This window comes from Hymenobacter sp. YC55, from assembly GCF_029433095.1.
In the GTDB taxonomy this organism is placed as follows: Bacteria; Bacteroidota; Bacteroidia; order Cytophagales; family Hymenobacteraceae; genus Hymenobacter.
Map to the genome: position 1 here is coordinate 1845916 of NZ_JARNTX010000001.1, position 24423 is coordinate 1870338.

The window sequence follows — 24423 nt, forward strand, 5'->3', positions numbered from 1 at the left end:
GGGCCGGGCTCTATGCCCGGCCCGCTTTTTTTCAACATAATGACTCGACAGACGTTATGTTTGGGCAATTTTGCCCCTGAATCTTCGTTGTTCGCCCCAGACCTATGGCCGTAGTACCCTACAAAGACGACACCGCTGGCAAGAAGTCCCAAGTGGCTCACATGTTTAATAGCATTGCGGGCAAATACGACTTCCTAAACCACTTCTTAAGCGTTGGCACCGACATTTATTGGCGGCGCAAAGCAGTGAGCGAGCTTAAGACCTTACGGCCAGCCCGCATACTCGATATTGCTACCGGAACGGCTGATTTCGCCATCGAAACGTTGCGTGCTGCTTCGGCCGACGCGCAAGTGACGGGCGTCGACATTTCGGAGGGTATGCTGGCAGTTGGTCGGCGTAAGCTGCAAGAAAAGGGCCTGACGCACCGGATTCAGTTGGAGCAAGGTGATTCCGAGAACTTACCGTACCCCGATAATCACTTCGATGCCGTTACGGCTTCGTTTGGGGTACGCAACTTCGAGAATCTGACCAAAGGCCTAACGGAAATGCGTCGCGTGCTCCGGCCAGGAGGAAAGCTTGTGATTCTGGAATTTTCCAAGCCTACAGCGTTTCCGCTCAAGCAAGCATACAATTTCTATTTTCAGCGGGTGCTTCCTGTCTTCGGCAAGATGATTTCCAAAGACAACTCCGCATATACTTACCTGCCCGAATCGGTGCAGGCCTTTCCAGATGGCCCCGATTTCTTGGCTATCCTCCGGCAAGTCGGCTTCAATACTCCCGCATGGCAACCACTCACGTTCGGCATCAGCTCTATCTACACCGCTCACAAATAAGCCGCTTCTCACTGCTGATTTTTTTGGCTCTGGCAACTTCCTTTGGCGCCCAGGCCCAACGCAAAAGCAAAACGAGCGCCAGCCGGGCCAAAAATGGGCGAGTGAAATCCATCACCGTAAACAACCTGCCCGGCTACGACGATAAATGGTTTCACCCTGGTTTCTACATTGCGCCGCATTTTTCGCGGTTCAAAGTCGAGCAGTCCCAGGCGTACATCCAGAACCTGAACACCAGCCGCGGCGTGTCGGTGAATGCGCTGAATGGTCCGGGCTTCTCGGTCGGCTTCGTGGGTGACGTACGGTTGGGTGACTATTTCAACCTGCGGTTTGCGCCGGGGGTTAGCTTTATTACGCGCCAGTTGGAGTTCAAGCCAGCCGGTTATACTCAGAATACCGCCGATCCGAACGATCCGTCTGAACTGGTAACTCAAGAAATTGGGTCTACGCAGGCCGATTTCCCTCTGCTAGTGAAGTTTCACTCGGAGCGGCGGCGCAACACGCGCATGTACGTGGTAGGCGGTATAAAGCCGAGCGTAAACGTGGGCAACCGGCGCAAAGACGAAGAGCGAAACAACATCACCGCGGATAACACCGATGTGGCCATCGAGTATGGCGTGGGGATGGACTTGTTTTACCCGTTCTTCAAATTCGCACCAGAACTGCGGTTTTCGCACGGCCTCAAAAACCTGTATTTACCGGACAACAATATTTACAGCAACAGCTTGCAAAGACTACGCAGCAACACCGTAACGCTGTATTTGACATTCGAGTAAAGGAGAAAAGTTGGGTGGCTGATTGTTTGATTGTGGATAGACTTATCGTCAGTTCAACAATTGAGCAATCAGCCATTTAACAAGTTGGAAATCAACAAGATCAATCATGCAAACTGCATTCATTACGGGCGCTTCATCGGGTATTGGCCGAGCTACAGCGGTGGCGCTAAGCAAGGCCGGATTTCAACTGGTCGTGACGGGGCGGCGGCGGGAGCGGCTAGAAGAGCTAGCCCAAGAAGTAGCGCCCGTGCCGGTTCATATTCTTACGTTTGACGTCCGCGACCAAGCAGCGGTAGACGCTGCTGTGGCTGGTTTGCCAGCTGAATTTGCCGAAGTCGAAGTACTGATCAACAATGCTGGGAATGCACACGGACTGGCGCCCATCCAAGACGGTGACCCCGCGGATTGGGACGCTATGCTCGACGGGAATGTGAAAGGTTTACTTTACGTGAGCCGGGCTCTGCTGCCTACTATGACGCGCCGTAAGAAAGGCCATATCATCAACATCGGTTCTATTGCCGGGCACGAAACCTATGCTAACGGCAACGTGTATTGTGCCTCGAAAGCGGCGGTAGCAGCCCTTACGAAGGGTATGCGCCTTGACCTTCTGCCTCACCACATTCGGGTGGCTGAAGTGAATCCGGGGGCCGTGGAAACTGAGTTTTCGCAGGTGCGCTTCAAAGGCGACAACGAGCGGGCCGCCACGGTATACAAGGGGTTTGAACCCTTGCGGGCCGAAGACATTGCCGACGTAATTCAGTTTATGGTAACCCGGCCGGCCCACGTCAATATTGCGGAAGTATTGATTCTGCCTGCTGCGCAAGCCGCCGCTACAGTGATTCGGAAAGAGTAAGCAAACAGCTCAAGCAAACTACAAAAGCCCTGCTCGACAGGGCTTTTTTGTGGGCTGCCGACTTTATAGCACAATGACAAAAGTAAAGTCTACGTAGCAACACCCTGCGCATACAGTTGTTGGAGTACGTTGGCGTCCAGGGTGTGCTTACCGGCAAAGTATATGACCTCGGGCTCAACTCCTAAGCTCCGTAGAAACGCGCGCTGCTGTTCGAGGTCAGTGGGTTTTATAAACTCGTCATCATCGCCGCAAACCAGGGTGACGGGTAGGTTGCGTACCAACTGCGTGGCAACCGTGAAATCCATATCGGGCGGAAAGGCCCCGGCCCACAAAATAAGCCGGGCCGGACGGAAACGGGCACGAGCTAGCCAGCGGCTCACCGTTGCAGCCCCCTGCGAGAACCCAAGCACCGTCACGCGCACCTCTTGCGGCGCATGAGTCAGCACTGTGTTGGCTAGTTGGTTGAGGTAGCCAACGTAGTCGTCGATTTCAAATAGCCGGTCTTCGCGCGTCATCCAGGTGGCGCCAATGCGGCCCCGGCCATTGCTAGGTCCTTGCAGATAGAAGCGTGATAAGCCTTCCGGAGCTACGACCACCAGCGAAGAATCAGCGGTAGCAAGAGCAGCGAAGTGCCGAATGAAATACGCCGCTAATTGCCCGTAGCCATGGCACACAAACCACACCTGCCGAGTAGCAGCCGACAACTCGCCTAATTGAAAGTAGCGAGCCGTGCGGGTTACGGGCAAGTGATGCTCCTGAGCAGACATATAGAAGTGACTGAAAAAAGAAAATAGCCCAAGAGCGTTACAAGGAGGCCGTCCCAGCCTGTGGCTGAGAAATTACGGGCACCAGTCAGTTCTCTTAACTCGATAGGTGCCAATACGTCCGTTAAACTTCCGGTACTCTTTGCTTAGGCAAGTCGTCGGCGGTAAAGCCAAACGGAAGTAAGTCGCTGAGGCGGCCGAAGCGGTAGATGCTACCGTTGGGGCCGGGCAGGAGCAGCGGGATAGGCTGGTGCTGGCGGTGTTCGTATTCGGCCATCACTTGGCGGCAGGCACCGCAGCTAGTTACGGACACAAAGTCGCCGGAGGCGGGGCGGGCGGCTACGGCCATGCCTACAATGCGGCGTTCGGGTTGGGTGGCAGCTAAGCCGAATAAAGCGGTGCGCTCGGCACAAAGGCCGGATGGAAACGCTGCATTTTCCTGGTTGGTGCCGCGAAACAAAGTGCCATCGTCGAGGAGCAATGCGGTGCCCACGTGAAAGTGGGAGTAGGGAGCGTAGGCGTGGTCGGTGGCGGCGCGGGCAGCTTGCCAGGTGGCAGCTTCAGCAGGAGTAAGGTCGGCTTCGGTAAGAACCTCGACGTCAATAGTGAGGCGGAGCGGTTGGGCCATTGCGTAGGCGGAAATAAGAAGAGGTTCCGGTACGGTGGCCGGCCCCAATTGGGTAAGGGGCGGTCAATGTACTACAATTATCAATCAGTGCATATAGTCCGGCAGACAGCATATAGTACTAATTGCACGGGAAACAGCAGGAAACATGCTTCTTAATAGGCATGGGTTGTATACCAGACGGCCTTTACACGTAGAACCTTGTTCAGCTTGTGCACTATGGCCAAGTATGGCAGTGTAGTGCGCTATGGCTTTGGTTGAGGAAGTTTCATTAGAATTAACTTCTGATGCGGAATGCAGGGCGCACAAATTACCTTGTCTGCGGTGTCGGCCGTTGTGGATCCGCTGTTTCTTGTTTGTTGCTACCATCTATACATGACTCGTCTTCTTCTGCTGGGAGCCGGCCGTTCGGCTACCTCCCTTATTCAGTATTTGTTGCGCCACGCAGCCACCGAAAACTGGTTTCTCACCGTTGCCGATGTCAATCCGGCCCACTTGGTGCCTGTACTGGCCGCACACACCGAATACGCCCATGCAGTATCGTTTGACATTTCAGACAGTACGCACCTCGAAGAGCTGGTGACGCAAGCAGATGTTGTGGTTTCTATGCTGCCGGCGCAATTCCATGCGCCCGTGGCGCGGGCCTGCGTGCAACACCGGCGGCACTTGGTGACGGCCAGCTACGTCAGCCCAGAAATTAGGGCACTAGAAGATGAGTCACGCACTGCGGGTATCACTATCCTGATGGAATGCGGCCTCGACCCCGGCTTAGACCATATGTCGGCTATGGCTGTGATTGAGCGAATACGGGCACAGGGCGGCCACATTACATCGTTTCACTCGTACTGTGGTGGGCTGCTCGCTCCCGATTCGGAAGGGGACAATCCGTGGCAGTACAAGTTTACCTGGAATCCTCGCAACGTGGTGATGGCAGGGCAGGGCACGGCCAAATATCTTGAGAACGGGCACCCGCGTTACATTCCTTACCAACGCCTGTTTGCGCATCCTACGCCCATAGAGGTGCCGGGCTATGGCGCCTTCGAGGGCTATGCCAACCGCGATTCGCTGAGCTACCGCGCGCCCTATGGCTTGCAAGACATCCCTACCATTTTGCGAGGTACGCTACGTCGCCCTGGCTATTGTGCTGCCTGGGATACCTTAGTGCGCCTAGGCTTAACAGACGATTCGGGGAGTTTGGGCAACCCGTCTGATATGACGTGGCGTGAGTTGATAGAGGCGTATCTGCCGGTTTCATTGCCCCGCGCCACCACCGAAACCGAGCTGGCCATGCGGTTTGCCGATTACCTCGGTTTGCATTTCACTGGCCCTGAAATGCAGCGGCTCCAATGGCTCGGCCTGTTCACCGACCAAGCCGTGAACCACGCCGATGCAACTCCCGCCCAGCTGCTGGAGCGCCTCCTGACCAAAAAGTGGCAGCTTAAGCCCGATGACCACGACATGATTGTGATGCAGCACCTTTTCAACTACGAGCTACACGGCAAGCGGCACCACCTCACCGCTTCGTTGGTGGTGCTAGGCGACGATGCTACCCACACGGCCATGGCCAAAACGGTTGGGCTGCCCGTTGGTATGGCCGTCCGGCGCCTTGTGCGTGGTGAGTTGACGCAACGGGGCGTCATTATACCTACGCACGCCGGCCTGTACGAGCCCATTCTGGCCGAATTAGCTGCCGATTACAACATTCAGTTCGTGGAAGAAGAGACGGTTTTGTAAGGACGAGTATGCACTACGGAGCTTGCCAGCGACGCTTGTGTTGGTTGGTTCCGGGCGAGTGGGAGGAAGTTGTTGACAGTGGTCTTGGCTCCGCTGGACTTACAGAGCTAGATAAAACGGCCCAAGCAACTCCTTGAACGCCGCGGAGTATACCTCGGCTTCCGTCACTAACAATTCTTGCTGTACCACAGGCTGGACTTGCCTGCCGAAGGTGGTGATGTGGCGGAGCGGCTTGCTGCCCGCCCGGTGCCGGAGCACAAGGCGAGTGAGAGGGAACAAGGCTGCACGCGAGGCTTCCAACTCGAAATGCTGCATTTCGGGAGGCGGGAGCAGCACCGAGAGGTGCCCTTGGAGTGCTAAGAAGCTGGCGGCGAAGCGGACTAGCTCCGCAAAGGTTAGGGTATCGGAGGCGGTGTGGCGGGCGGTGGCGCGCCGAGCATCGGGCGGGCGCAGAGAGTGCCGAAAGAAGGGCGGATTGCAGAGGATATGGTCGAAGGGAGCGGGTTGGGTGGCCGCAAAATCAGCTAAGGACTGCGCATGCAGCGCGAGCCGGTCGGCCCAAGGACTAACGGTGAAGTTGGTTTGCGCTTGCATGGCGGCGGCTTCGTCTAGTTCCACAGCCTCAATCTGCGCAGTAGGGTTACGCTGCGCGGCCATCAGAGCCAGTAGGCCGGTGCCGGTACCAACATCCAAAATGCGGCGGGCACCCGCTACATCGGCAGCTGCGCCGAGCACGCACGCATCGGTACTGACTTTCATGGCGCAGTGCGCCTGCTCTACTCGGAATTGCTTGAACTGAAAATAGGTGTTAGCCACTAGGCAGAGAAGAAAGGATGGCACCCCAAAGGTCCGGCTTTCAAAGTAAATCAACCACCAGCTTGCTTGAAGCCAGACTTGCCCGCGTTATGCGCCCCTAGCCTGAGGCTGACAAGCACTTGGTCATTAAGCAGCGGGCGCCCCTGCGAACGAAGCCCAAAAGGCGAAATAGTTTTCGCCGATTACCGAGGAAAAGAAAGCGTAGCGAAACGAGTTTCGGAGGTACCCGCCTCTATTGGCTGGAAACGGCCTTTGGCATGCTGGCACTGGGTTTGAAAAAAGAAGAGAAGCACTTCTTTTTCAACTTAACCAGCTGTCTGTCATGCATAACATCGATAGAACATTACAGGAAATGGAATCTGGCCCGCTGGCCGCCGAGTACGAGAATGAGTACGAATACGGTTCCCAGGGCGAGTACAGCCAAGAGCAAGAATTCAATGGTGAATTCGAGCAGGAGTACAGCAACGAGTACGAAGCCAGCCAGCAAGAAAACCAGGAACTGGAAATGGCCTACCAACTGCTCGAAGTAAGCAACGAGCAGGAACTGAACATGTTTCTGGGCGACCTGATGAGCAAGGCAGCGGGCGCCGTCAAGAGCGCAGCCTCAAGTTTTGTGGCGTCGCCGGTGGGGCAGTCGGTGGGGCAGTACCTAGTAAATGTGGGCCAGAATACGCTGCCTCAACTAGGGGCACAATATGGGGGCCAGGCGGGGGGCGCCCTTGGTAGCCGGGCCGGCGCCGCGCTGGGTGGCAAGCTCGGCCCGCTAGGCGCTCGTGCCGGTGGCTGGATTGGCAACCAGGCAGGCAAAGCCGCGGGTAGCGCCATAGGCGGTTGGGCGGGTACCAAAGCCGGCAACTTCCTCGCCAGCAATGCCAAACGGGTTTTCAACCTAGAGTTCGAAGGGCTCAACCCAGAAAGCCAAGAACTGGAAATAGCACGCGCCTACGTGCGCTTTGCCTCCGATGTGGCCCGCCGTGCCGCGCGCCTATCCCGCCAGAACCCGCGGCTTTCGCCGTCGCAGCTGGGGCAGCAGGTGCTGGGCGTATCGGTGCCGCAACTAGCGCCGGGACTGCTACAGGGCCTCTCTGTGGAGAATGGCGGTACCAACGGAATTGCCCGGCCCACGCGTGGTACCTGGGTGCGCCGTGGCCACACCATCATCCTCCTCAACGCCTAAGCAGAGCCGCGGCTCAAGGTAGCCGGGCTGCAACGAGCGTGGCTGGCATAGAGGCCGGCCCTTACCCCTGATTTCCTTCAGAAAAATCATTCACACAGTTCAATTACACCTCACTTCTTAACCTTTTCCGTCATGTACCAGAACGAATTTGCACAGGAGTTCGAGCAAGCCCTTGGCCAGGAGCAAGAGTACGGCAGCTCGCAGGAAACTTTCGAGTTCAACCCCGAATACTTAGGCGAGCTGAACGGCGAATCCTACGAAATGAATGGGGAATCGTATGAGATGAATGGCGAGTCCTACGAGCTAAACGGAGAACTCAACGAAACCCAGGAAATGGAACTTGCGCACGAGCTGCTCGAAGTCACCAACGAGCAAGAGCTGAACATGTTCCTGGGCAAGCTGGTCAGAAGCGCCGGGCGTGCCGTGCGCAGCTTTGCCAACTCCTCGATTGGGAAAGGCATTGGTAGTGCTCTCAAGTCGGTGGCCAAAACGGCGTTGCCACTAGCGGGTAAGGCGCTCGGCACGTTTGTAGGTGGCCCCATTGGGGGCATGATTGGAGGCAAATTGGGTTCGGCGGCTAGCAACCTGTTTGAGTTGGAGTTGGAAGGGTTAAGCCCCGAAGACCAGGAGTTTGAAACGGCTCGTGCCTTTGTGCGTTTTGCCAACTCGGCGGCCCGCCGCGGGGCCAGCATCCAACGCCAGCGCCCCGGTATACAGCCCCGCGTGGCGGTGCGCACCGCCCTTGGGCAAGCTGCTCGGCAGCACGCTCCTGGCTTGTTGCGCACCCCAGGTAGCGCGCAAACTCGCGACGCGCGGGGCCGGTTTTCGCGGGGACAGGCACCAGGCCGGCGCGCTGGTAGCCCACGTCGGGGCGTACGTCCCCAGTACGGCGGACCAGGCATAGGGCCTAACTTCAGCAGCTTCAACTTTGGCGGGAGCAACAGTAGCCAGGGCGACTATGATTCCGCTGACGGGGCCGACTATGGCGCCGACGACGGACAAGCTTCGCAGCGCCCCACGCAGGGGACGTGGCAGCGTCAGGGCCGCACGCTGATTATTCAGCTCTAACCCATGCGCCGCGCCGCCGATACCCAGTTTTTGGCCAACGAGGCGCTCGGCTTGTTTAGTCGCCTTCAAACGGTGCGTTCCTTTGCGCTCGGCATGCCCATGGTGCTGGCCGCAGCCGTGTCGGCGCCCGCGCAGGCTGCTATTAATGCGCACTTGGCCCGCGTGGCTTTCGACCTGCGCCGCCGGCTGCGCGACTTTGTGCGCTGGGTGCGAAGCCCCGAAAGCCAAGCCCTCAGCACCGACCAAGCGCAGGCCCGCTTTGTGCTCTTGAAGCTGCGCTTCAATAACCTGCTCGACCAAGTTGATATTTTCGCGGATGTGTTCAGCCAGCGCGGCGAGCATGGCACGGGAGTGTTCATGGCGGGCCTCGATGCCTTAGCCGAAGACGCGCTGAACTTGCCCGGCAACTACTACGACCCGCCCCCGCTCATCTGCTTTGTGGAACGGGGCCACGGGGCCGCCATCCGCCGGGCCCGCACGCGCCTGCCCGGCGGCGACGACAACCCCGTGGGCGTAATTCAGATTCCGCGGGAGCGGATGGTGGGCAGCGGTATTGCTTCTTCTCTTATCCATGAAGTGGGGCACCAAGGCTCTGAGCTGCTCGGCCTTACCAAGAGTATTCGGGAGGAAATTGATGCGCTGGTGGCGCGGGGTGGTCCGCAGCAGGTGGGCTGGCAGTTGTTTAGCCGCTGGCTCAACGAAATTCTGTCGGACTTCTGGGCCCTCGGACACTTGGGTATCTCGGCAACTTATGGGCTGATGAGCGTGGTTAGCTTGCCGAGCTACTTTGTGTTCCGCATCGGCACCGACGGGCCACACCCGTTCCCCTGGATCCGGGTGCAAATCAGCCTGGCTTTAGGTGCCGCCCTGTACCCGCACCCGCAGTGGGCGGCGTTGGTCGAGCAGTGGCAGGCTCTGTATCCCACCAAAGGGTTGGCCGCCGACAAGCAGCAGCTACTCAAGCTGCTCCTCAGTTTGCTGCCCGAATTTGCCAAGCTCGTTTGCAACCACCGCTCTCCGGCCCTGAAAGGGCGGCGCCTAGCCGACTTGTTTCCGGTAGCGGAGCGGCAGCCAGCACAACTGCAGGCACTCTATCGGCAGTGGCAGGCCCAGCCTGAACTGCGCGAACAGGCCGCTCCCTCCCTGGCATTTGCCGTGGTGGGCCAAGCCAAAGCCGACGGCCAGCTTACGGCCCCGCAAGAGTACGCGGTGCTTACGGCCTTGCTCTCCCGCTGGGCGCTCAACCGAGCCCGAACCTACGGGCTGCCGTCGTCGGCTCTAGCCCAGCCGCTGCTCTCCGCCAACGGCACTTCTTTCAAATCCTTAACCACCACCACTCATGAACCTCAACAATAATATTTTGCACCGCGAACTTAGCGTTGACAGTACGCAGGTTTCGTTGGGCGATGATTCAACTCTGACCTTGGAGCTAAGCGTTGAAGGCACGGATAAGCAGCTGGAAACTTGGTTGAAAGACTATAGTGCCATCATGCTCGTGTTTGATACCTTGTCTTCGAGTACTGGAAATGCCCTGTTTGAATGGCAGTACAGCGTGGAAAACGGGCGCGTGAAACCTAAGAAAGGCACTCTCCTCGAAGAAGCCATCTTCAGCGGTATCAATTTTCCGACAAGTGACACGCTCCTCACAGATCGGCAAAGCATTGCCCTAACCTGGGATATATCTGGCTGGGACTTGATTGGCACGTACACAGTGCGGGGCTATTTTGCCAAGGAGTTAAGGAGCGGCCAGCCCGACGAGCCGCGCGAGTCCGAAGTGGTAGTCGAGGAGCTGGACTTTGGGCCGGTGAAGGTGCGGGTAGTGGACGAAGCCAGCATTCGCCCAACCAAGGTGACCATGCAGGAAGCCCGTCGCGAGGAAAGCCCCGACCAAGCGTTGTGGGTGTTGATCCGCAACCGGACCGTAAACTTTACGCGCTACCGGTCCTTTATTGATAAGGTGATGTGCTCGCAAGATCAGGATATGCGGGACCTTCGTTTAAATGCGCGAGCGCAGTATCTGCCGTTTTCGCGGGTGGCATCGTATAGTTTGCTTAAGTATGCTACCGAGGCTTTTTTGATGCAGGAAACCGGTTTAGCCATCGACCGCAACACCTTCGAGCAAGACCCGGCCAATTCCACTGGCAACCTCAACAAGAACCGCCCGAAGGCGCTGCCGGGCCGTCGGGGTTCCGACTCTGGCCGTTTGGCTGGCGCCCGCGTTGATATTAGCACGCTGCGCAACGACTACCTCGACCAACTCGGCAACGACGATGGTAACGCACAAGTGCTGCCCTATTTTAAGCTGATCCGCGAAAAGCTGTCGGAGGTGCCATTGAAAACAGACAGTGAGCTCAACGGTACTGCCTGCTACGGTATTCTGAAGTCGCGGCTTCAGGCACCGCCGCTGATGGAGCTGATTTGGTCGTATTGGCATGAGGAAGGCGGCTTGGTGCAAACCATGAATGCCATCAGCCTGCGTTTCCAGAACGTCCGCCGCCCCGGCCCCGGCCCCGACCCGCTGGCCAACCTCAACTTGGACCCGTTGCGCCCCTTGAGCAACCTGATTTGGGGCTTCATCGAGGACGAACGGTTCCGGCAAACCATCAACCGCCGCAATCAGGAGTACAAGTACGAGTACGGTTACTCGCTGAAAGGCCGCGCCGTGCAAAATGTAGAGGCGGCAGAACACCGGTCCAACTTCCAGCGCTGTTTCCACAGCTTGTTGCGGACCACCATGGAGTTCTACCAGCAAGCCAACTTCACGACGGTAATTCCCGACGGATTCCCTATCCTCAATCACCTGCGGGAAGTGCACCTGACGCTAGCCGAAGGCGCCCACAACCAGTACGGCGACCTGCCCTGGGCGGCCCGCGCCGAGATGCTGACCCAGCAGTGGCTGTTGGCCCGCCCCGAAATGCGCGAATTTATGGGCGGCCGGATTATGGTGCCTTATGCCGAGCCGTGGATGGACCGCGTCGACAACATGAAGCTGCTTCAAGGTTGGAACTCGACCAATATTTCGCACTTCCGCGACTTGGGTGTGTTCGGGGAGCAACTGCTTCTCAGCATCCGCTACGGTTCCTGGAACGACCCCAACGTCGGGGCCGTGAATGCGGCCAACTGGGCACACTACTGGCGCGAGGAAATTCAGCGCTACATCCATGCCTATCAGGCCGTAACCGGCGTTGATATTGCCTCCGACATTGTGGATGCCCGCGTAATGATTCCTTCTAACGAGGATCGGTACCTGCAGCCGTCCGATCTGATTGATCGGCAGGTGGCCTTGCAGCAGCGACAAACCCGCCGGCCTGCGCAATTAGCTGGTGGTGCTTTGGCCAACGGCTTGGGGCAGGCCACGCCCGTTGCGGTGCCTATGCCCCGCCGAAGCAACAACTCGGAGTGAGGCGAAACGAAAGGCCCACCGGTCCGGCAGCAAAGGCCGCTGTCGGGCCGGTGGGCGTTCCGTTCGAGGTTGCTGCAAGGCGAAGCTCACCGAGTTTTTGGCCGTTGACGCAGAGGCTGGTAGGCCCATCGGTTGGCCCTGAGCGCCATGCACGGGCGAGGCGGTACTTCACCTGTTTTAGGCTGTGTTAGGCTTTCGTTTTCTGGGTCACACCTGTCGGCTATATGCTCGATTTCACGTCCGCTCTTTATCTGGGCCCACCTACTTTCACCGTTCCAACTAACCTGGCACTCACCACGGGTCGGCCAGCTGCCTTGCAGGAGCCTGATTGGCACCGCCGCATAGCCGAGGCGGTAGCCCATCGGCAAGGATTGGAAACCGGCTTGTTGTCGCCTTCCACACTGCATTTATTTTGGGATGTACTGGCGTTGGCTCCGCCCAGCGCGGCCGTGTTCATCGACCAAGCAATGTACCCGATAGGCCACTGGGGCGCGGCGCGAGCAGCATTGCGCGGCTTGCCCGTGGTGCCCTTCAACGCCGACAATCTGCCAGCCCTGCGCCGCATGCTGCACATCTACCGCCAGCAGGGCCGCATACCGTGGCTGCTTACCGATGGCTGGCGCCTAACACAAGAAGGCCCCGCACCGCTGAGTTGCTACCAGGAACTGTTGCGCCCCGATCCGCGCAGCGTCCTGCTCCTCGACGATACGCAAGCCTTCGGGGTGGTGGGAGCAAAGCCCAGCGCCCAGCGCCCACTAGGCCAGGGCGGCGGTGGCAGCCTCGCCTACCTGGGCGTGCGTGGTCCGGATATTGTGTGCATCAACTCCCTGGCCAAGGGCTTGGGTGTGCCAGTAGCCGTGCTAACGGGCAGCCAGAAATGGGTGGCCCGCTTTGCCCGGCGCGGCTCTACGCGAGTACACAGCAGCCCCGTATCGAATTGGCACGCTTGGGCAGCCGGGCAAGCCTTGCAACACGACGCGGCCGGAGCCGGCAACACTGCCCGGCAGCAGTTGGCGCGGCGTATCCGTGAATTTCGGCGGGCGTTAGGGGCAGCGGGTTGGCAACCAACGGGCGGCTGGTTTCCGGTACAGAAACTAACCTTACCTACCGCCGTGGCGGCGCTAGGCCTGCATTCCTACTTAGCGCTGCAAGGTATTCGGGCGTTGCTGACTGCCAACCCCCAGCAACCTACACTACCACAAGTCACCTTCTGCCTGCGCGCCGACCATTCCCCAGCCGATATAGCGCACCTAAGGCAGGTGTTGCTGGCCTGGGCCAGCAAAAACAACCTTTTGTTTTCCACTCCCAACGCCAGCTTACGCCATGAAACTAAACATGCCGTTTACGCCTAATCCTCCGCGCCGGGCAGCCCCGGCGCCGGCCAAGGACCTAGCTACCGTTTATACGCGCGGTGGTCAGACGTTGCGGGTGCCGTTGCGCCCAGCGCCGGTAGGCGCCGCAGGCTGTGCGGGCCACCCCGAGCTGCAATTGATGCGCTGGCTGCGCAATCGGGCAGCCGCAGAGCCGGGGTTTCCGGTGCGGGTACGGAGCGTACTGTTGGTGGTGCAGCGTGGTGGCTGTCCGGCCTGCCAGGAAGCCCTGAGCCGTTTTCTACGTCGGTTTCGCCTTACTACCAAGCTGCGGCTGGTGCGAACGGGCGGCCACCCAACGGGGTGTAGCTGCGGCTGCTCGCATTGCCAGGCAAGCGGCAAGGCGTCTAAGTCGGTGCTGGATGAGTTGTTGGGCGAGGCGTTCCTAGAAGTGGAGCGCGAGCAGCTGGAACGAGAGCAGGAGGAAGAGTACCGCAAGTTCAACCGCCAGTTTAGGCGAAATATGGCGCAAACAATAGCAAACGACGGCAAGCATCCGCTCGGCTTCTTAATAAAGGACGGGAAGGGCGGCAAGCCCGTGTGGCGCTCCGCCAAAGACCGGCGCGTGGATGCTGGCCACGTAACGCCCGTCTTGACGCTGAGCCGCCGCAAACACCTAACCGAGCGCCTCGCCATTCAGGACCGCCACCTCAACCGGTCGGACGGGGCCCGCATGGGAGCCACTGGCAAAGGCAGCACCATTCAAGTCATCGACATCAAAGGAGTGCCCGTGGATGTAGCTACGGCCCGAAAATGGAATGCTCAAAAGCTGTTGCCCGACTACTACGTAACGCCAGCCTACATAGCAGCTCACCGGGTGAAAGGGTGGTCGGCCAACGGGGAGCTGTTTTTTGCCGTGGGCTCTCAGAAGGATTTGGTGTCGGAAACCGGCTTTTAAGTACGCTGCTACTCGGTTAGCCTAGCTGCGTTTTGCTGGCAGGAGTAGCCTGTATTGTATTCAGCAACCCCGTAAGGCCGCGCACTATGCTACACCCAACTCACCCGACTACCGACGCAAAACCCAGGTGGCAGCACCAAGCCTTAGCGCAACTCCAACAGCTCGTTGCCTTCCCCAGCGTCAGCACCGACCCCAAGTATGCTGGCGCGGTGCAAGCTTGTGCCCAATGGCTGGCCACACACCTACGGAGCTGCGGACTAGAAGGCGTGCGGATATTCCAAACGCCGCGTCACCCCATTGTGTATGCCGAAAAACTAGTGAGCCCCCGGCGTCCCACGCTGCTTATCTACGGCCACTACGATGTGCAGCCCGTGGAGCCCATTTCTGCCTGGACGGTGCCACCCTTTGGCGGTCTTATTCGCGGCAACAAGCTGTACGGCCGCGGCGCATCCGACGATAAGGGCCAGTTCTTCACCCATATCAAGGCTTTGGAATTGCTGCTAACTGCCCGTCGGCCCTTGCCCCTGAACGTGAAGCTGCTGCTGGAAGGCGAAGAAGAAATTGGTAGTCCTAACCTAGATGCTTTCGTACGCCAACACCAGCGTCTGCTTTGCGCCGATTGGGCAGTGTTGTCGGACACCAACATGATTTCAGCTCAGCAACCTTCGCTCACCTATGGCTTGCGGGGCTCCTTGGCGGCTGAATTGGAAGTGCGCGGCCCGCAGGCCGAGTTACATTCCGGCATATTCGGCGGGGCCGTGCTAAACCCGTTGCAGGCGTTGAGTGAGCTAGTGGCCGCCCTGCACGATGCGGACGGCCGCGTAGCTATTCCGGGTTTCTACGAAACAGTAGTGCCGGCATCGGCTGCTGAGCGGGCGTACTTGCGCCGTCATGGCCCACCCGATGCTCAATTGCTGCGCGAGGCCCAGGTAGAGCAGGGGTGGGGCGAAGGGGGGTACAGCCTTTACGAGCGTACAACGTTGCGGCCCTCGCTCAGCATTACGGGCCTAAGCGGTGGCTACCAGGGGAAGGGAGTGAAATCGGTGGTGCCACCGTCGGCCAGTGCTAAGCTGAGCTTCCGGCTGGCGGCAGGGCAAGATCCGCACAAAGTAGAGCAGCAATTGCGAGCCTATCTGCGCCGCATTACGCCCCCGCAAGTGCAAGCCACACTTCGGAGCCAACTGCACGCGCCGCCCTATACTGTGTCGCCCACGCATCCGGTGATGCAAGCTGCAACCCAGGCCTACGCCGAAGGATTTGGCCGCACTCCGGTGCTGCAGCGCTCGGGAGGGACCATACCCGTGGTGAGTGTCTTCGAGCAGCGCCTCGGCATTCCGACGGTGCTCATGGGGTTTGGGCTGCCCGACGACCGAAAGCACGGCCCCGACGAGTACCTGTACCTCCCCAATTTCTGGCGCGGCATCCGCACTAGTTTGGCCTTCCTGCACCGCCTAGGTCAATTCCCTGTCACTTCATCTTCAAGGCCATGCTCATCATCGACTGCCACTGCCACGCCGGCAAAGGCGACGGCCTCACCGGCCCCTGGGACACCGACGCACCTCTCGCAGCGTATCTGAAGTGGGCGCAGGAAGCGGGTATTCAGAAAACTGTGCTGTTTGCTGCCTTCCACTCCGACTATGCCGCGGCCAACCGACAAGTGGCCCAGCTAGTGCGCCGCAACCCTGAGCGTTTCTACGGCTTTGCCTTTGTGCACGCCCAGCGCGACCGGGGCCGAGTACTGGAAATGGTAGGCACCGCCGTGCAGCAATATGGCTTTGTGGGTATCAAGTGCCACCGCTACGACGCCCGCATCAGCCGCGAAATCTGCGATGTAGCCCGCGCCTTCCACCTGCCGGTGCTCTACGACGTGGTAGGCGAAATATCGGTGGTGGAACTGCTCGGTGAGCAATACCCCGACGTCAACTTCATCATCCCGCATTTGGGCAGTTTCTCCGACGACTGGCGGGCGCAATCTGGTCTTATTGATCAGCTCGTGCGCTTTCCCAACATCTACACCGACACCTCGGGGGTGCGCCGCTTCGACATTCTGCAACGTGCCTTCGACCGGGTCGGGCCCCGCAAATTTCTTTTCGGTTCCGATGGGCCGTGGCTGCACCCTGGCGTCGAATTAAGTAAAGTGGCGGCCCTGCACCTGCCTCTGGAAGATGCCAAACTCGTACTGGCGGGAAATCTGTTGCGCCTCATCAAGCAAGTGCGCCCCGAACCTGCCCAGCCGCCGCGTATAGCCGTAGCCGCCGTAGTAGCCAACGAGTGGCGCGACCCGTGGCTACTAGCAAAATCGTGAAGCGAGGTGCGTGAGGCCGTTGCAGAGCGAGCTTCTTGTTTTGCTGGCGCACCATGCGCGGGTTGAATGGCAAGCTCACCCCGCAGCCTTCTTATGTCTGCCTAGCTGACTACTTCCCCGCTGCGGCGGTGCATTTGCAAAATTCTTTCGCTGCAGCCTAGGCGGTGAGCAGCTAGCTTTAAATTGCCGTTTTCGTGCGTGATGGCCACTTTCTTGGCAATTTCTGTTACCTGATCCTTTATTTCTTTGAGGCCCAGGCCCCGGTACAGCAAGCTCGTTACACCAATTTCCAGCTCCGGCGTGCCAGGGCCTTCGTTGGTGCCGAAACCGGCGAAATCGGGCCAGTCAGAGCGCGGAATGTCGCCGAGGGTGATGGGGCCTTCGCCCAGGTGCTTGTTGGCAATGCGGTTGATGAGTTGTTGCAATTCACGCACGTTGCCGGGATAATCGCGCAGCAGCAGAAAGTCGTACACCTGCCGATCTACGGGTTGCTGAATGTGGTGCTGCTCGCGAAAGAAATGCTCGGCTAGTACTACAATGTCTTCTTTTCGCTCGCGCAGGGGCGGCAGATGGCAGGTCCAGCCGGAAATCCGGTAGTACAAGTCCTGCCGAAATCTGCCCTTGCGGACTTCTTCGGCCAAGTCGCGGTTGGTAGCACTTACCAGCCGGAAGCTGGCTTGCCGCCAGGTGTTGCTGCCCACCCGCTTATAAGTGCCTTCCTGCAGCGCCCGCAGTAGCTCCGCCTGCAAGGGCAGGGGCAGTTCCCCTAGCTCATCCAGAAACAACGTGCCTTCGTGGGCCAGCGCCAGGGCGCCGTCGCGGGTGCTGATGGCGTTGGTGAAGGCGCCCTTCTCGTGCCCAAACAACTCACTGCCCGACAAGCCCGGAATTAGGTTGGTACAGTCCACTACCACACAGTCGCGCTTGGTGGGCCGGGGGTCGAGGCGATGTATCTCCTGAGCCACCAGCTCTTTGCCGGTGCCACTTTCGCCCATAATCAACACTTGGCAGTTGGAGAGCGACATATCCACGAGCTGCCGTAGCGTGTTGATCCAGCACTTGCTGCGGCCCACTAAGCGCTGCTGCAGGTCCATAACTTTTTCCTCCAACACCTGCCAGTAGGCCAGCCGCGAAGCCACAATCTGCACGGGCTTCTCCACCTCAAACCAAGCAAATACCTCGGCCGCGCCGCTGCGCAGCAGCGCCCAGGTGCTCGTACTGGCCAGCCGCCCCACCGACACGGCAATAATGCGGGTGTCGGAATAGTAGCTAAAAGAATCCATGGCTTCCTGAACTTCCGCGAGCTTGGAGTCTTGGTCCAGGAAAATAATACCCGCGCCGGTGGGTACGTCGTTCAGGTGCAAGGCCGCTAACTCGATACCGCTAGCTTCCAACTGCCCGATAATATCGGCCAGCAGCCCATGCTGATGCGTGAAGGTTTGAAACCACACAGTCGATTCGAAGTCCATAACGACGGTAGTTTGATACAACAGATTCCGGCCGAATGCGCCGCCAAATCTTTAGAAATAGTAACCCACCTCAATTGCCAACCCAACCCCGGCTGAAGTGCCGAGCCGCCCGATACTGTTAACTTTCTAGATGGATACGAAGCTAAATAGTAGCGTTATGCAATACTATCGCATGATCATGTAGTGCTTGATTTCGAGGCCTACTTGCGCCCCTGCGGCGAGGACAAGCAGCAATGCAGTGACCCATTGTGAGGCTAAAAACAGGGTAGCCTATAAAAGCAACATCCCGCACTTTAGTAACTAAAGGCGGGATGCAGGAACTAGGTTAAGCAAGGGCTATTGACCAGCCGCGCGACGTTTCTCGTCCTCGGCTCCGGTGGAGCGTTTGCGGTTGGGAGCTACTTCGTTGCTGCCAAAACGGTAGCCAAACGAGATAGTGCCCACGCGCGTATCCTGGGTGCGGCGTAGGTTTTCGTTGAACACAACATAGCGCGAAGTGGAACGCACCGGAGCCGTGTACAACAGGTCGGTGCCATTGAGCCGCAGCGTGCCGCGGCCCGCCAGTACTGTTTTTTGGATGCCCACTGATAACTGCCCGAATGAGCGAACAATCTGAAAGCCATATCGCTCGCGCGAGTTGTAGCTACCGTTCAAGTCAGCCGACCAGCCTTTGCCCCAGCTAAACGAATTATTGGCGCTCAAGATGGCACCTACCTGGCCTGGCAGCGTGGCGGAGCCTTCGAAAGTACCGTTGAAATAGACATAAAACAGCTCGGCATCAGCGTACAGGTGCCACCACTTGGTGGGCGCGAGAGGAGCCGTTACGGTAAAGGCGTAATAGTGCTCGGCCTGCACATTTTCGTTGGTCAATTTTACCAGTCCATTGTCATCGAGCTGATACACGAACAGAATCGGGTTATCGGTATAAGCGTAGCTCAGGCCGGTGGTTAGCTTGTTATACGTATGCGTCAGCTCGGCTTTGTAGCTGCTTTGCGGCCGCAAGTAGGGGTTGCCGGCCTGATACGTAGTGGGGTCGATATAGAAACGAAACGGATTGAGCTGGTTGTAAGTGGGGCGGTCGAGGCGGCGGCTTAGCGAGAAACCCATTTCGTGTGTTTCAGAAATAGTGCGCAGCAGACTTAGGTTGGGGAAAAGCTGCAAGTAGTGCCGGTCGAAGTTTTGGTCGCCCTGAGTTTGCCGGCCAGTGGCATTGGTTTGCTCGGCCCGTAAGCCAGCCGTAACCGTCAGCTTAGGCCCGGTGTGGCTTAGCGTGGCATAAGCCGCATTGATGTTTTCGCGGTAGCGGAAGCCATTTGATTGATTGGGGTCTCGGGCAATCTGACCATCGATGGTATTGTAAAACACCACGTCGTTGTCGGAGCGAACCCAACTGGCTTTAACACCAGCCTCGGCGCGCATTCCGTTTGGTAGGGGCCGCACGTAATCTGCCTTTGCCGAATAAATAGTAAGCGCGCCATCTTGGTTGCCAGTCAGTAACCTTGGGCTCTGCTGAGGAAACTCATAGGTAGTGGCCAAAGACAGGTCCCGGTTGGTACCGTAGCGGGCCAAATCGGTGTCGATCGTTAGCTCGGGGGTGCCAGCCGAATCAGGACGGAAGGTGTGCCGCAGTGTTACGTTGCCAGCCACATTGGGAGTGCGTACCTCACTTAGCGTGCGGGCTGAATAGCGTTGTGTTTCCGTGTTGGTGTCATCGAAAAACACCGAGCGATTGGTGCCATCAACCGGCAAACGGCTGGCAAGGCCACTCACGACAGCCCCAACTGTGGTGCTTTTGCTAACGGTATAGTCAATGCCCGTCCGCCAGGTGTGCGACTCCAAGTCGACGCGCCGTCCATTGTATTGGGTTGTGCGCAACGTCAGGAACCCATCCGAGAAGTACTGCCGGTCGAAGGCTAGGTTCTGGAAGCCGTTTCGCTTCGTGTAGGCATAGCTGCCATACAGATTGAGCGCCTTGCTCCGGTGGTTGAGCGAGAGGTCGGTAGTGAATTTGCCATACTGGCCTCGGCCGTAGCTGGCGTTGGCGCTGCCGTTGGTGCCGAAGTGTATGTCTTTCTTGAGGTTGATGGCAATAATACCGGCCCCGCCCTGCGCATCGTACTTGGCGGGTGGGTTGGTAATAAGCTCGATGCTGCGTACTTGCTCGGCTGGTAAAGAGCGGAGCAGCGTAGCGAGTTCAGTACCAGTTAGAGGCACCCGCTTGCCGTCGAGCAGCACCAGCAAGCCTTGTTTGCCGCGCAGAGCCAGATTATCGTTGCCATTGACGGCCACACCGGGGGCTCGGCTTAGTACATCGAGCGTTGTGTTGCCACTGGCTAGGCTGCTGTTTTCTACGTTCACCACGGTACGGTCGGGCAGACGCTCAAACAGTGGTTTCTGGCCAGTTACAGTTACTCCTTTGAGTTGTACAGCACTAGCCGCAAGAGTAAGGGTAAGCGCTGGTGCAGCTACCTCCGAAACGTCGAGTGGCCCGAGCCACACCCGGTTGTAGCCTAGCTGCACGCCCGAAATCAAGTAGCGCCCCGGTAGGGCAGGAGCCAGAGAAAAACGTCCTTGCGGGTCGCTGAATTCAGTTTTTACCGCTACCGAATCGAGGGCCCGATGCAGCGTAATGGTAGCGCCTTCTACGGTTGCACCAGTACTGGCACGAACAACGCCCGAAACCGGAGCGGGTTGGCCTTGAGCTACTAACGGGTAAATCGGTAGAAAAAGCACCACCGTCAACAAAGAAAACCATCCCGACGAGCGGGCAAAATCAAAAAGCATGAGCACTTCCCGTTGAATGAAAACTCGGAGCGTGCAACCGGTGTGGTAGTAGGAGCATGAAGCGCACTATTTACGCTTTCGCAAGTAGTAAGAACAAAGAGGCGTACTTGTTCAGTTACCTTGAGTTAGAATGCAAAATACTTGAAAAAGTGGAGGAAAGATAGGTATATCATCACTAAAACAGTGTAGCAACAGATAATTATTGTAAAAACTAACTTGTCGGCTTGAACAACTTATAAGGCCAGGAAAAGTTGCAATGGCCGGGGTACCCACGAAAAGACCCTCGCTGTTGAGCAAGGGTCTCGTCGAATTTAAGCTAGCAAATAAGTTTACCGCAAAGCTTGCAAAGCTGCCTGTAACCGGGGCAGTGCCGCCTCAATGGACTCTAACGAGGCGCCACCCACCGACATCCGAAACCAAGGCGCTGTATCCGAGGTGCCGAAGGCGCTGAAAGGCACCAAAGCTAGCCGGGCCTCTTTGATAAGGTAAAAGGTTAAGTCTTTGGTGGTGGCTAGCACTTGCCCGTCGGGAGTGGTTTTGCCGAGCACGTCGAGGCGGGCTGTGAGGTAAATAGCGCCCATCGGTACCATGGAGTCAACGGGCAAGCCCTGGCTTTTCAGATTCTGCAACCCGTTGTGCAGGGTATCGAGGCTGTGCTGAATCTTGGTTTTAAACTGCGCCATGAAAGCGTCTACTTCGGTTGCTTGGGGCAGGTACTTCGCCGTGGCAACCTGCTCGGCCTTCGGTGCCCAGGCGCCTACGTGGCCCAGAATCGACTTCATTTTGTCGATGACATTGGCCGGCCCAAACGCATATCCCACGCGCACGCCAGTAGCTGCCAAGCACTTCGAAATGCCGTCGATGTAAATGACGTAGTCGCGTAGTTCGGGGCGCAGGTTTACGGGGTCGAAGTGCTCGGTCTCGCCGAAGGTTAGCATCCAGTAAATCTGGTCGTAGAGCAGGTAAAGCGGTTTTTCGCCGGGCTGGCGGCGCTGATTTTCGGCCAGCACCAGGTCGCAGATTTCCAGCAGGTTCTGGCGCGAGAACACAGTGCCCGTAGGGTTAAGCGGCGAGCACAGGGCTAGCAGTGTCGCCCCTGGTAAGTGCGGGGCCAACTCGGCAGCCGTAGGCATAAAGTTGTTTTCGGGCAGGGTTTCCACCATCACGGGCTCGGCGCCGGAGAGGTGGCAATAGTGGTTGTTGTTCCAGCTAGGCACCGGAAATACCACCCGGTCGCCGGGGTCGATGAGGGCGAGGTAGGTGGCATAGATGAGGGGGCGGGAGCCGCCGGCCACCAGCACATCGTTGGGCGAATACTCTAGGCCCAGGCGCTGCTTGGTGAAGGTGGTTGCGGCTTCGCGCAGGGCAGCCATGCCGTTGGCCGGGGGGTAGTTGGTGTTGCCGGCCTGGTAGGCTTCGGTGATTTCCGTTTGAAATTCCGCGGGAATCGGGAAAATAGTGGGGTCAAAGTCGCCAATGGTGAGGTTGCAAATCTGCTCCCCCTTACGAATCATGTCGTTTACTTCATTGCCAATTTTGATGATTTCGGAGCCGATAAGGCTGCCTGCCATTCGCGAAACTTGCATGAGAAAAGGTGTTATGGTCGGGCAAATGTACGCCCGATGTGCATAGCGAAGCCAAAGCAAAACGCCTTAGCTCTCGTTCTAACCAGTAACAGGGGCCGGAGTTATAGAGTGCGCAAACCGATAAAGAACCGAGAGAAACCGGCTTTGCGTAAACTTGCGCTTTCAACCCTGCTGCTCATGCCTGTTCCAGTGCTTGAAATTTCAATTCCTACCCTTGCGGCCTTGCCTGCTGCTGCCGCTCAGGTGCGTGAGGCTATCCAAGGCCACTCCATTATCTGTTTTGAAGGCGAAATGGGCGCCGGCAAAACCACGTTTATTAAGGCCTTGTGCGAGACGCTAGGCGTACCGGGGCGCGACGTTAGCAGCCCAACCTTCGCCCTTGTCAACGAATACCGCGACGCCGACGACCAGCCAATTTTCCACTTCGATTTCTACCGCCTCGACTCGCCAGCCGAAGCTGAGCAACTTGGTGCGGTAGAGTACTTCGATTCTGGCTATCTTTGCCTCATAGAGTGGCCCAGCCGCATTGAGCCCCTTTTACCTTCCAACCGACTACTTATCCGACTCACCGTTACTGGCGACGAGTCGAGAGAACTAACGATTACAAGCTGAAGATGTTGAATTGTCTGCTGGTGCTGATGGCAAGGGTGGACGTAGACAGTGCCGCTGACTTGTAGTTGTTGATTCTCGGTTTTTACTTGAAAAAATGCCCGAAGCAGTACCCCCCGGATTTGAGTCGCTGGCTACGAGCCGCGCTTACTTCACCCAGGAATCTATGCTGGCCGTGGAAACACGGAAGCGCAAGCTGTTCATCGGGCTGCCGCGCGAGACCTCGCTCCAGGAAAACCGCATTTGCCTCACGCCCGAGGCCGTAAAGCACCTCATCGACGAAGGCCACGAGGTGGTAATGGAGAGCGGGGCCGGCGAGCCAAGCAAGTACTCCGACCACGACTATTCCGAAGCCGGCGCTACCATTGCCTACTCGCAAAAGGAAGTCTACGAGGCCGACCTCATTCTGAAAGTGGCGCCCCCTACTCAGGATGAAATCGAATTTCTGAAAGCCAACCAGACCTTGATTTCAGCTTTGCAGTTTGGCACGCTCACCGCCGACTACGTGATGGCACTCACCCGCAAAAAGGTGAATGCCATCAGCTTCGAGCTCATCAAGGACCCCTCCGGCGCCCGGCCCGTGGTGCGGGCCATGAGCGAAATAGCTGGCTCCACGGTCATGCTGATTGCCGCCGAATACTTGGCCCGCTCCAATGAAGGCAAAGGCATCATCTTGGGCGGTATCACTGGGGTGCCGCCGTCCCAGGTTGTTATTTTGGGTGCGGGTACCGTAGCGGAATACGCCGCCCGTGCCGCTACCGGCCTCGGCGCCGAAGTGAAAGTGTTCGACAACCACATTTATAAGCTGCGCCGCCTCAAGCAGAACCTGGGCACCCAGCTCTACACCAGCACCCTCGACACCTTCGCCCTTAGCCAGCAAATCCGCCGCGCCGACGTGGTAATTGGTGCCCTCAACGCCGAAGAAGGCCGCGTCCCGTTTATGGTGCCCGAAAACATGGTAGCTAGCATGGCCCCCGGTTCCGTCATCATCGACGTGAGCATCGACCAGGGCGGCTGCTTCGAAACCAGCGAAATGACCACCCACAATAAGCCGGTCTTCCGCAAGTACGACGTTATTCATTACTGCGTGCCCAACATTGCTAGCCGTGTGCCGCGCACCGCAACCAATGCGCTAAGCAACATTTTCACGCCCATTCTGCAGGAAATCAGCCAGCACGGCGGCATCAACGAGGTGCTGTTTACCAACGAGCATTTCCGGTCGGGTGTGTACGTCTACAAAGGCTCCCTCACCAATGCTACCATCGCTAAGCGCTTCAACATGCGCTACAAGGAGTTAAGCTTGATGATTGCTGTGCGCAACTAAAACGGCAGCCTGGTTTCAAGAATCTACTTTTC

20 protein-coding genes are annotated in these 24423 nt (G+C 57.9%); 14 read left to right on the forward strand and 6 right to left on the reverse strand.

Annotation, left to right across the window (positions count from 1 at the left end):
- Positions 1–104: 104 nt before the first annotated feature.
- The 3 genes from ubiE (at position 105) to P1X16_RS07860 (ending at position 2459) form a co-directional block, all read left to right on the forward strand.
- A complete protein-coding gene (gene ubiE / locus P1X16_RS07850; protein WP_277227390.1) occupies positions 105–833 on the forward strand; it encodes a bifunctional demethylmenaquinone methyltransferase/2-methoxy-6-polyprenyl-1,4-benzoquinol methylase UbiE in 729 nt (242 codons plus the stop codon).
- Complete coding sequence (locus P1X16_RS07855; protein ID WP_277227391.1) at positions 782–1606, forward strand: porin family protein; 825 nt, start codon at positions 782–784, stop codon at positions 1604–1606. Before ubiE ends, P1X16_RS07855 begins: the two co-directional genes overlap by 52 nt.
- A 106-nt stretch (positions 1607–1712) precedes the next feature.
- The gene (locus tag P1X16_RS07860) at positions 1713–2459 is read left to right on the forward strand and encodes an SDR family NAD(P)-dependent oxidoreductase (RefSeq protein WP_277227392.1); all 747 of its coding nucleotides are present in this window, start codon (positions 1713–1715) and stop codon (positions 2457–2459) included.
- Positions 2460–2548: 89 nt separating this feature from the next.
- On the opposite strand, the gene P1X16_RS07865 is transcribed toward P1X16_RS07860, so the two are convergent.
- Positions 2549–3226 (reverse strand): phospholipase, encoded by a 678-nt coding sequence (locus P1X16_RS07865; protein ID WP_277227393.1) that lies wholly within the window; start codon positions 3224–3226, stop codon positions 2549–2551.
- A 121-nt stretch (positions 3227–3347) separates the two neighbouring features.
- On the reverse strand, positions 3348–3851 hold the full coding sequence (locus P1X16_RS07870) for a cytidine deaminase (protein ID WP_277227394.1): 504 nt from the start codon (positions 3849–3851) through the stop codon (positions 3348–3350).
- A 372-nt stretch (positions 3852–4223) separates the two neighbouring features.
- Between P1X16_RS07870 and P1X16_RS07875 the strand changes: the two genes are divergently transcribed.
- Positions 4224–5582 (forward strand): saccharopine dehydrogenase C-terminal domain-containing protein, encoded by a 1359-nt coding sequence (locus P1X16_RS07875; RefSeq protein WP_277227395.1) that lies wholly within the window; start codon positions 4224–4226, stop codon positions 5580–5582.
- 99 nt (positions 5583–5681) lie between these two features.
- Here P1X16_RS07875 and P1X16_RS07880 read toward each other — a convergent pair whose 3' ends face one another.
- Positions 5682–6398, reverse strand: coding sequence for a methyltransferase (locus P1X16_RS07880; RefSeq protein ID WP_277227396.1), 717 nt, complete (start codon positions 6396–6398; stop codon positions 5682–5684).
- A 322-nt stretch (positions 6399–6720) separates the two neighbouring features.
- Between P1X16_RS07880 and P1X16_RS07885 the strand changes: the two genes are divergently transcribed.
- From P1X16_RS07885 to P1X16_RS07920, 8 genes are all read left to right on the forward strand, one after another.
- Positions 6721–7575 (forward strand): hypothetical protein, encoded by an 855-nt coding sequence (locus tag P1X16_RS07885; RefSeq protein WP_277227397.1) that lies wholly within the window; start codon positions 6721–6723, stop codon positions 7573–7575.
- 132 nt (positions 7576–7707) lie between these two features.
- Positions 7708–8643 carry a hypothetical protein gene (locus P1X16_RS07890; RefSeq protein WP_277227398.1) on the forward strand — a complete coding sequence of 312 codons (936 nt, stop codon included), beginning with the start codon at positions 7708–7710 and terminating at the stop codon, positions 8641–8643.
- Between the two features lie 3 nt (positions 8644–8646).
- Complete coding sequence (locus P1X16_RS07895) at positions 8647–9999, forward strand: hypothetical protein (RefSeq protein WP_277227399.1); 1353 nt, start codon at positions 8647–8649, stop codon at positions 9997–9999.
- A complete protein-coding gene (locus P1X16_RS07900) occupies positions 9983–12046 on the forward strand; it encodes a hypothetical protein (RefSeq protein ID WP_277227400.1) in 2064 nt (687 codons plus the stop codon). Before P1X16_RS07895 ends, P1X16_RS07900 begins: the two co-directional genes overlap by 17 nt.
- A 224-nt stretch (positions 12047–12270) precedes the next feature.
- Positions 12271–13398 carry an aminotransferase class I/II-fold pyridoxal phosphate-dependent enzyme gene (locus P1X16_RS07905; protein ID WP_277227401.1) on the forward strand — a complete coding sequence of 376 codons (1128 nt, stop codon included), beginning with the start codon at positions 12271–12273 and terminating at the stop codon, positions 13396–13398.
- Positions 13370–14314, forward strand: a complete 945-nt coding sequence (locus P1X16_RS07910) for a polymorphic toxin type 5 domain-containing protein (protein WP_277227402.1) — start codon at positions 13370–13372, stop codon at positions 14312–14314. The genes P1X16_RS07905 and P1X16_RS07910 overlap by 29 nt, the downstream gene beginning before the upstream one ends.
- A gap of 86 nt (positions 14315–14400) precedes the next feature.
- Positions 14401–15891 carry a dipeptidase gene (locus P1X16_RS07915; protein WP_277227403.1) on the forward strand — a complete coding sequence of 497 codons (1491 nt, stop codon included), beginning with the start codon at positions 14401–14403 and terminating at the stop codon, positions 15889–15891.
- Positions 15801–16619 carry an amidohydrolase family protein gene (locus tag P1X16_RS07920; RefSeq protein WP_277227404.1) on the forward strand — a complete coding sequence of 273 codons (819 nt, stop codon included), beginning with the start codon at positions 15801–15803 and terminating at the stop codon, positions 16617–16619. Before P1X16_RS07915 ends, P1X16_RS07920 begins: the two co-directional genes overlap by 91 nt.
- Positions 16620–16720: 101 nt before the next feature.
- Here P1X16_RS07920 and P1X16_RS07925 read toward each other — a convergent pair whose 3' ends face one another.
- From P1X16_RS07925 to P1X16_RS07935, 3 genes are all read right to left on the reverse strand, one after another.
- Positions 16721–18088, reverse strand: coding sequence for a sigma 54-interacting transcriptional regulator (locus tag P1X16_RS07925; protein ID WP_277227405.1), 1368 nt, complete (start codon positions 18086–18088; stop codon positions 16721–16723).
- A 336-nt stretch (positions 18089–18424) separates the two neighbouring features.
- Positions 18425–20872: a TonB dependent receptor gene (locus P1X16_RS07930; RefSeq protein WP_277227406.1), complete on the reverse strand. Its 2448-nt coding sequence runs from the start codon at positions 20870–20872 to the stop codon at positions 18425–18427.
- A 329-nt stretch (positions 20873–21201) separates the two neighbouring features.
- Positions 21202–22458, reverse strand: coding sequence for an aminotransferase class I/II-fold pyridoxal phosphate-dependent enzyme (locus P1X16_RS07935; protein WP_277227407.1), 1257 nt, complete (start codon positions 22456–22458; stop codon positions 21202–21204).
- A 177-nt stretch (positions 22459–22635) separates the two neighbouring features.
- Between P1X16_RS07935 and tsaE the strand changes: the two genes are divergently transcribed.
- Positions 22636–23070 carry a tRNA (adenosine(37)-N6)-threonylcarbamoyltransferase complex ATPase subunit type 1 TsaE gene (gene tsaE / locus P1X16_RS07940; RefSeq protein ID WP_277227408.1) on the forward strand — a complete coding sequence of 145 codons (435 nt, stop codon included), beginning with the start codon at positions 22636–22638 and terminating at the stop codon, positions 23068–23070.
- Positions 23071–23164: 94 nt separating this feature from the next.
- Positions 23165–24391, forward strand: coding sequence for an alanine dehydrogenase (locus tag P1X16_RS07945; protein WP_277227409.1), 1227 nt, complete (start codon positions 23165–23167; stop codon positions 24389–24391).
- Positions 24392–24423 lie beyond the last annotated feature (32 nt).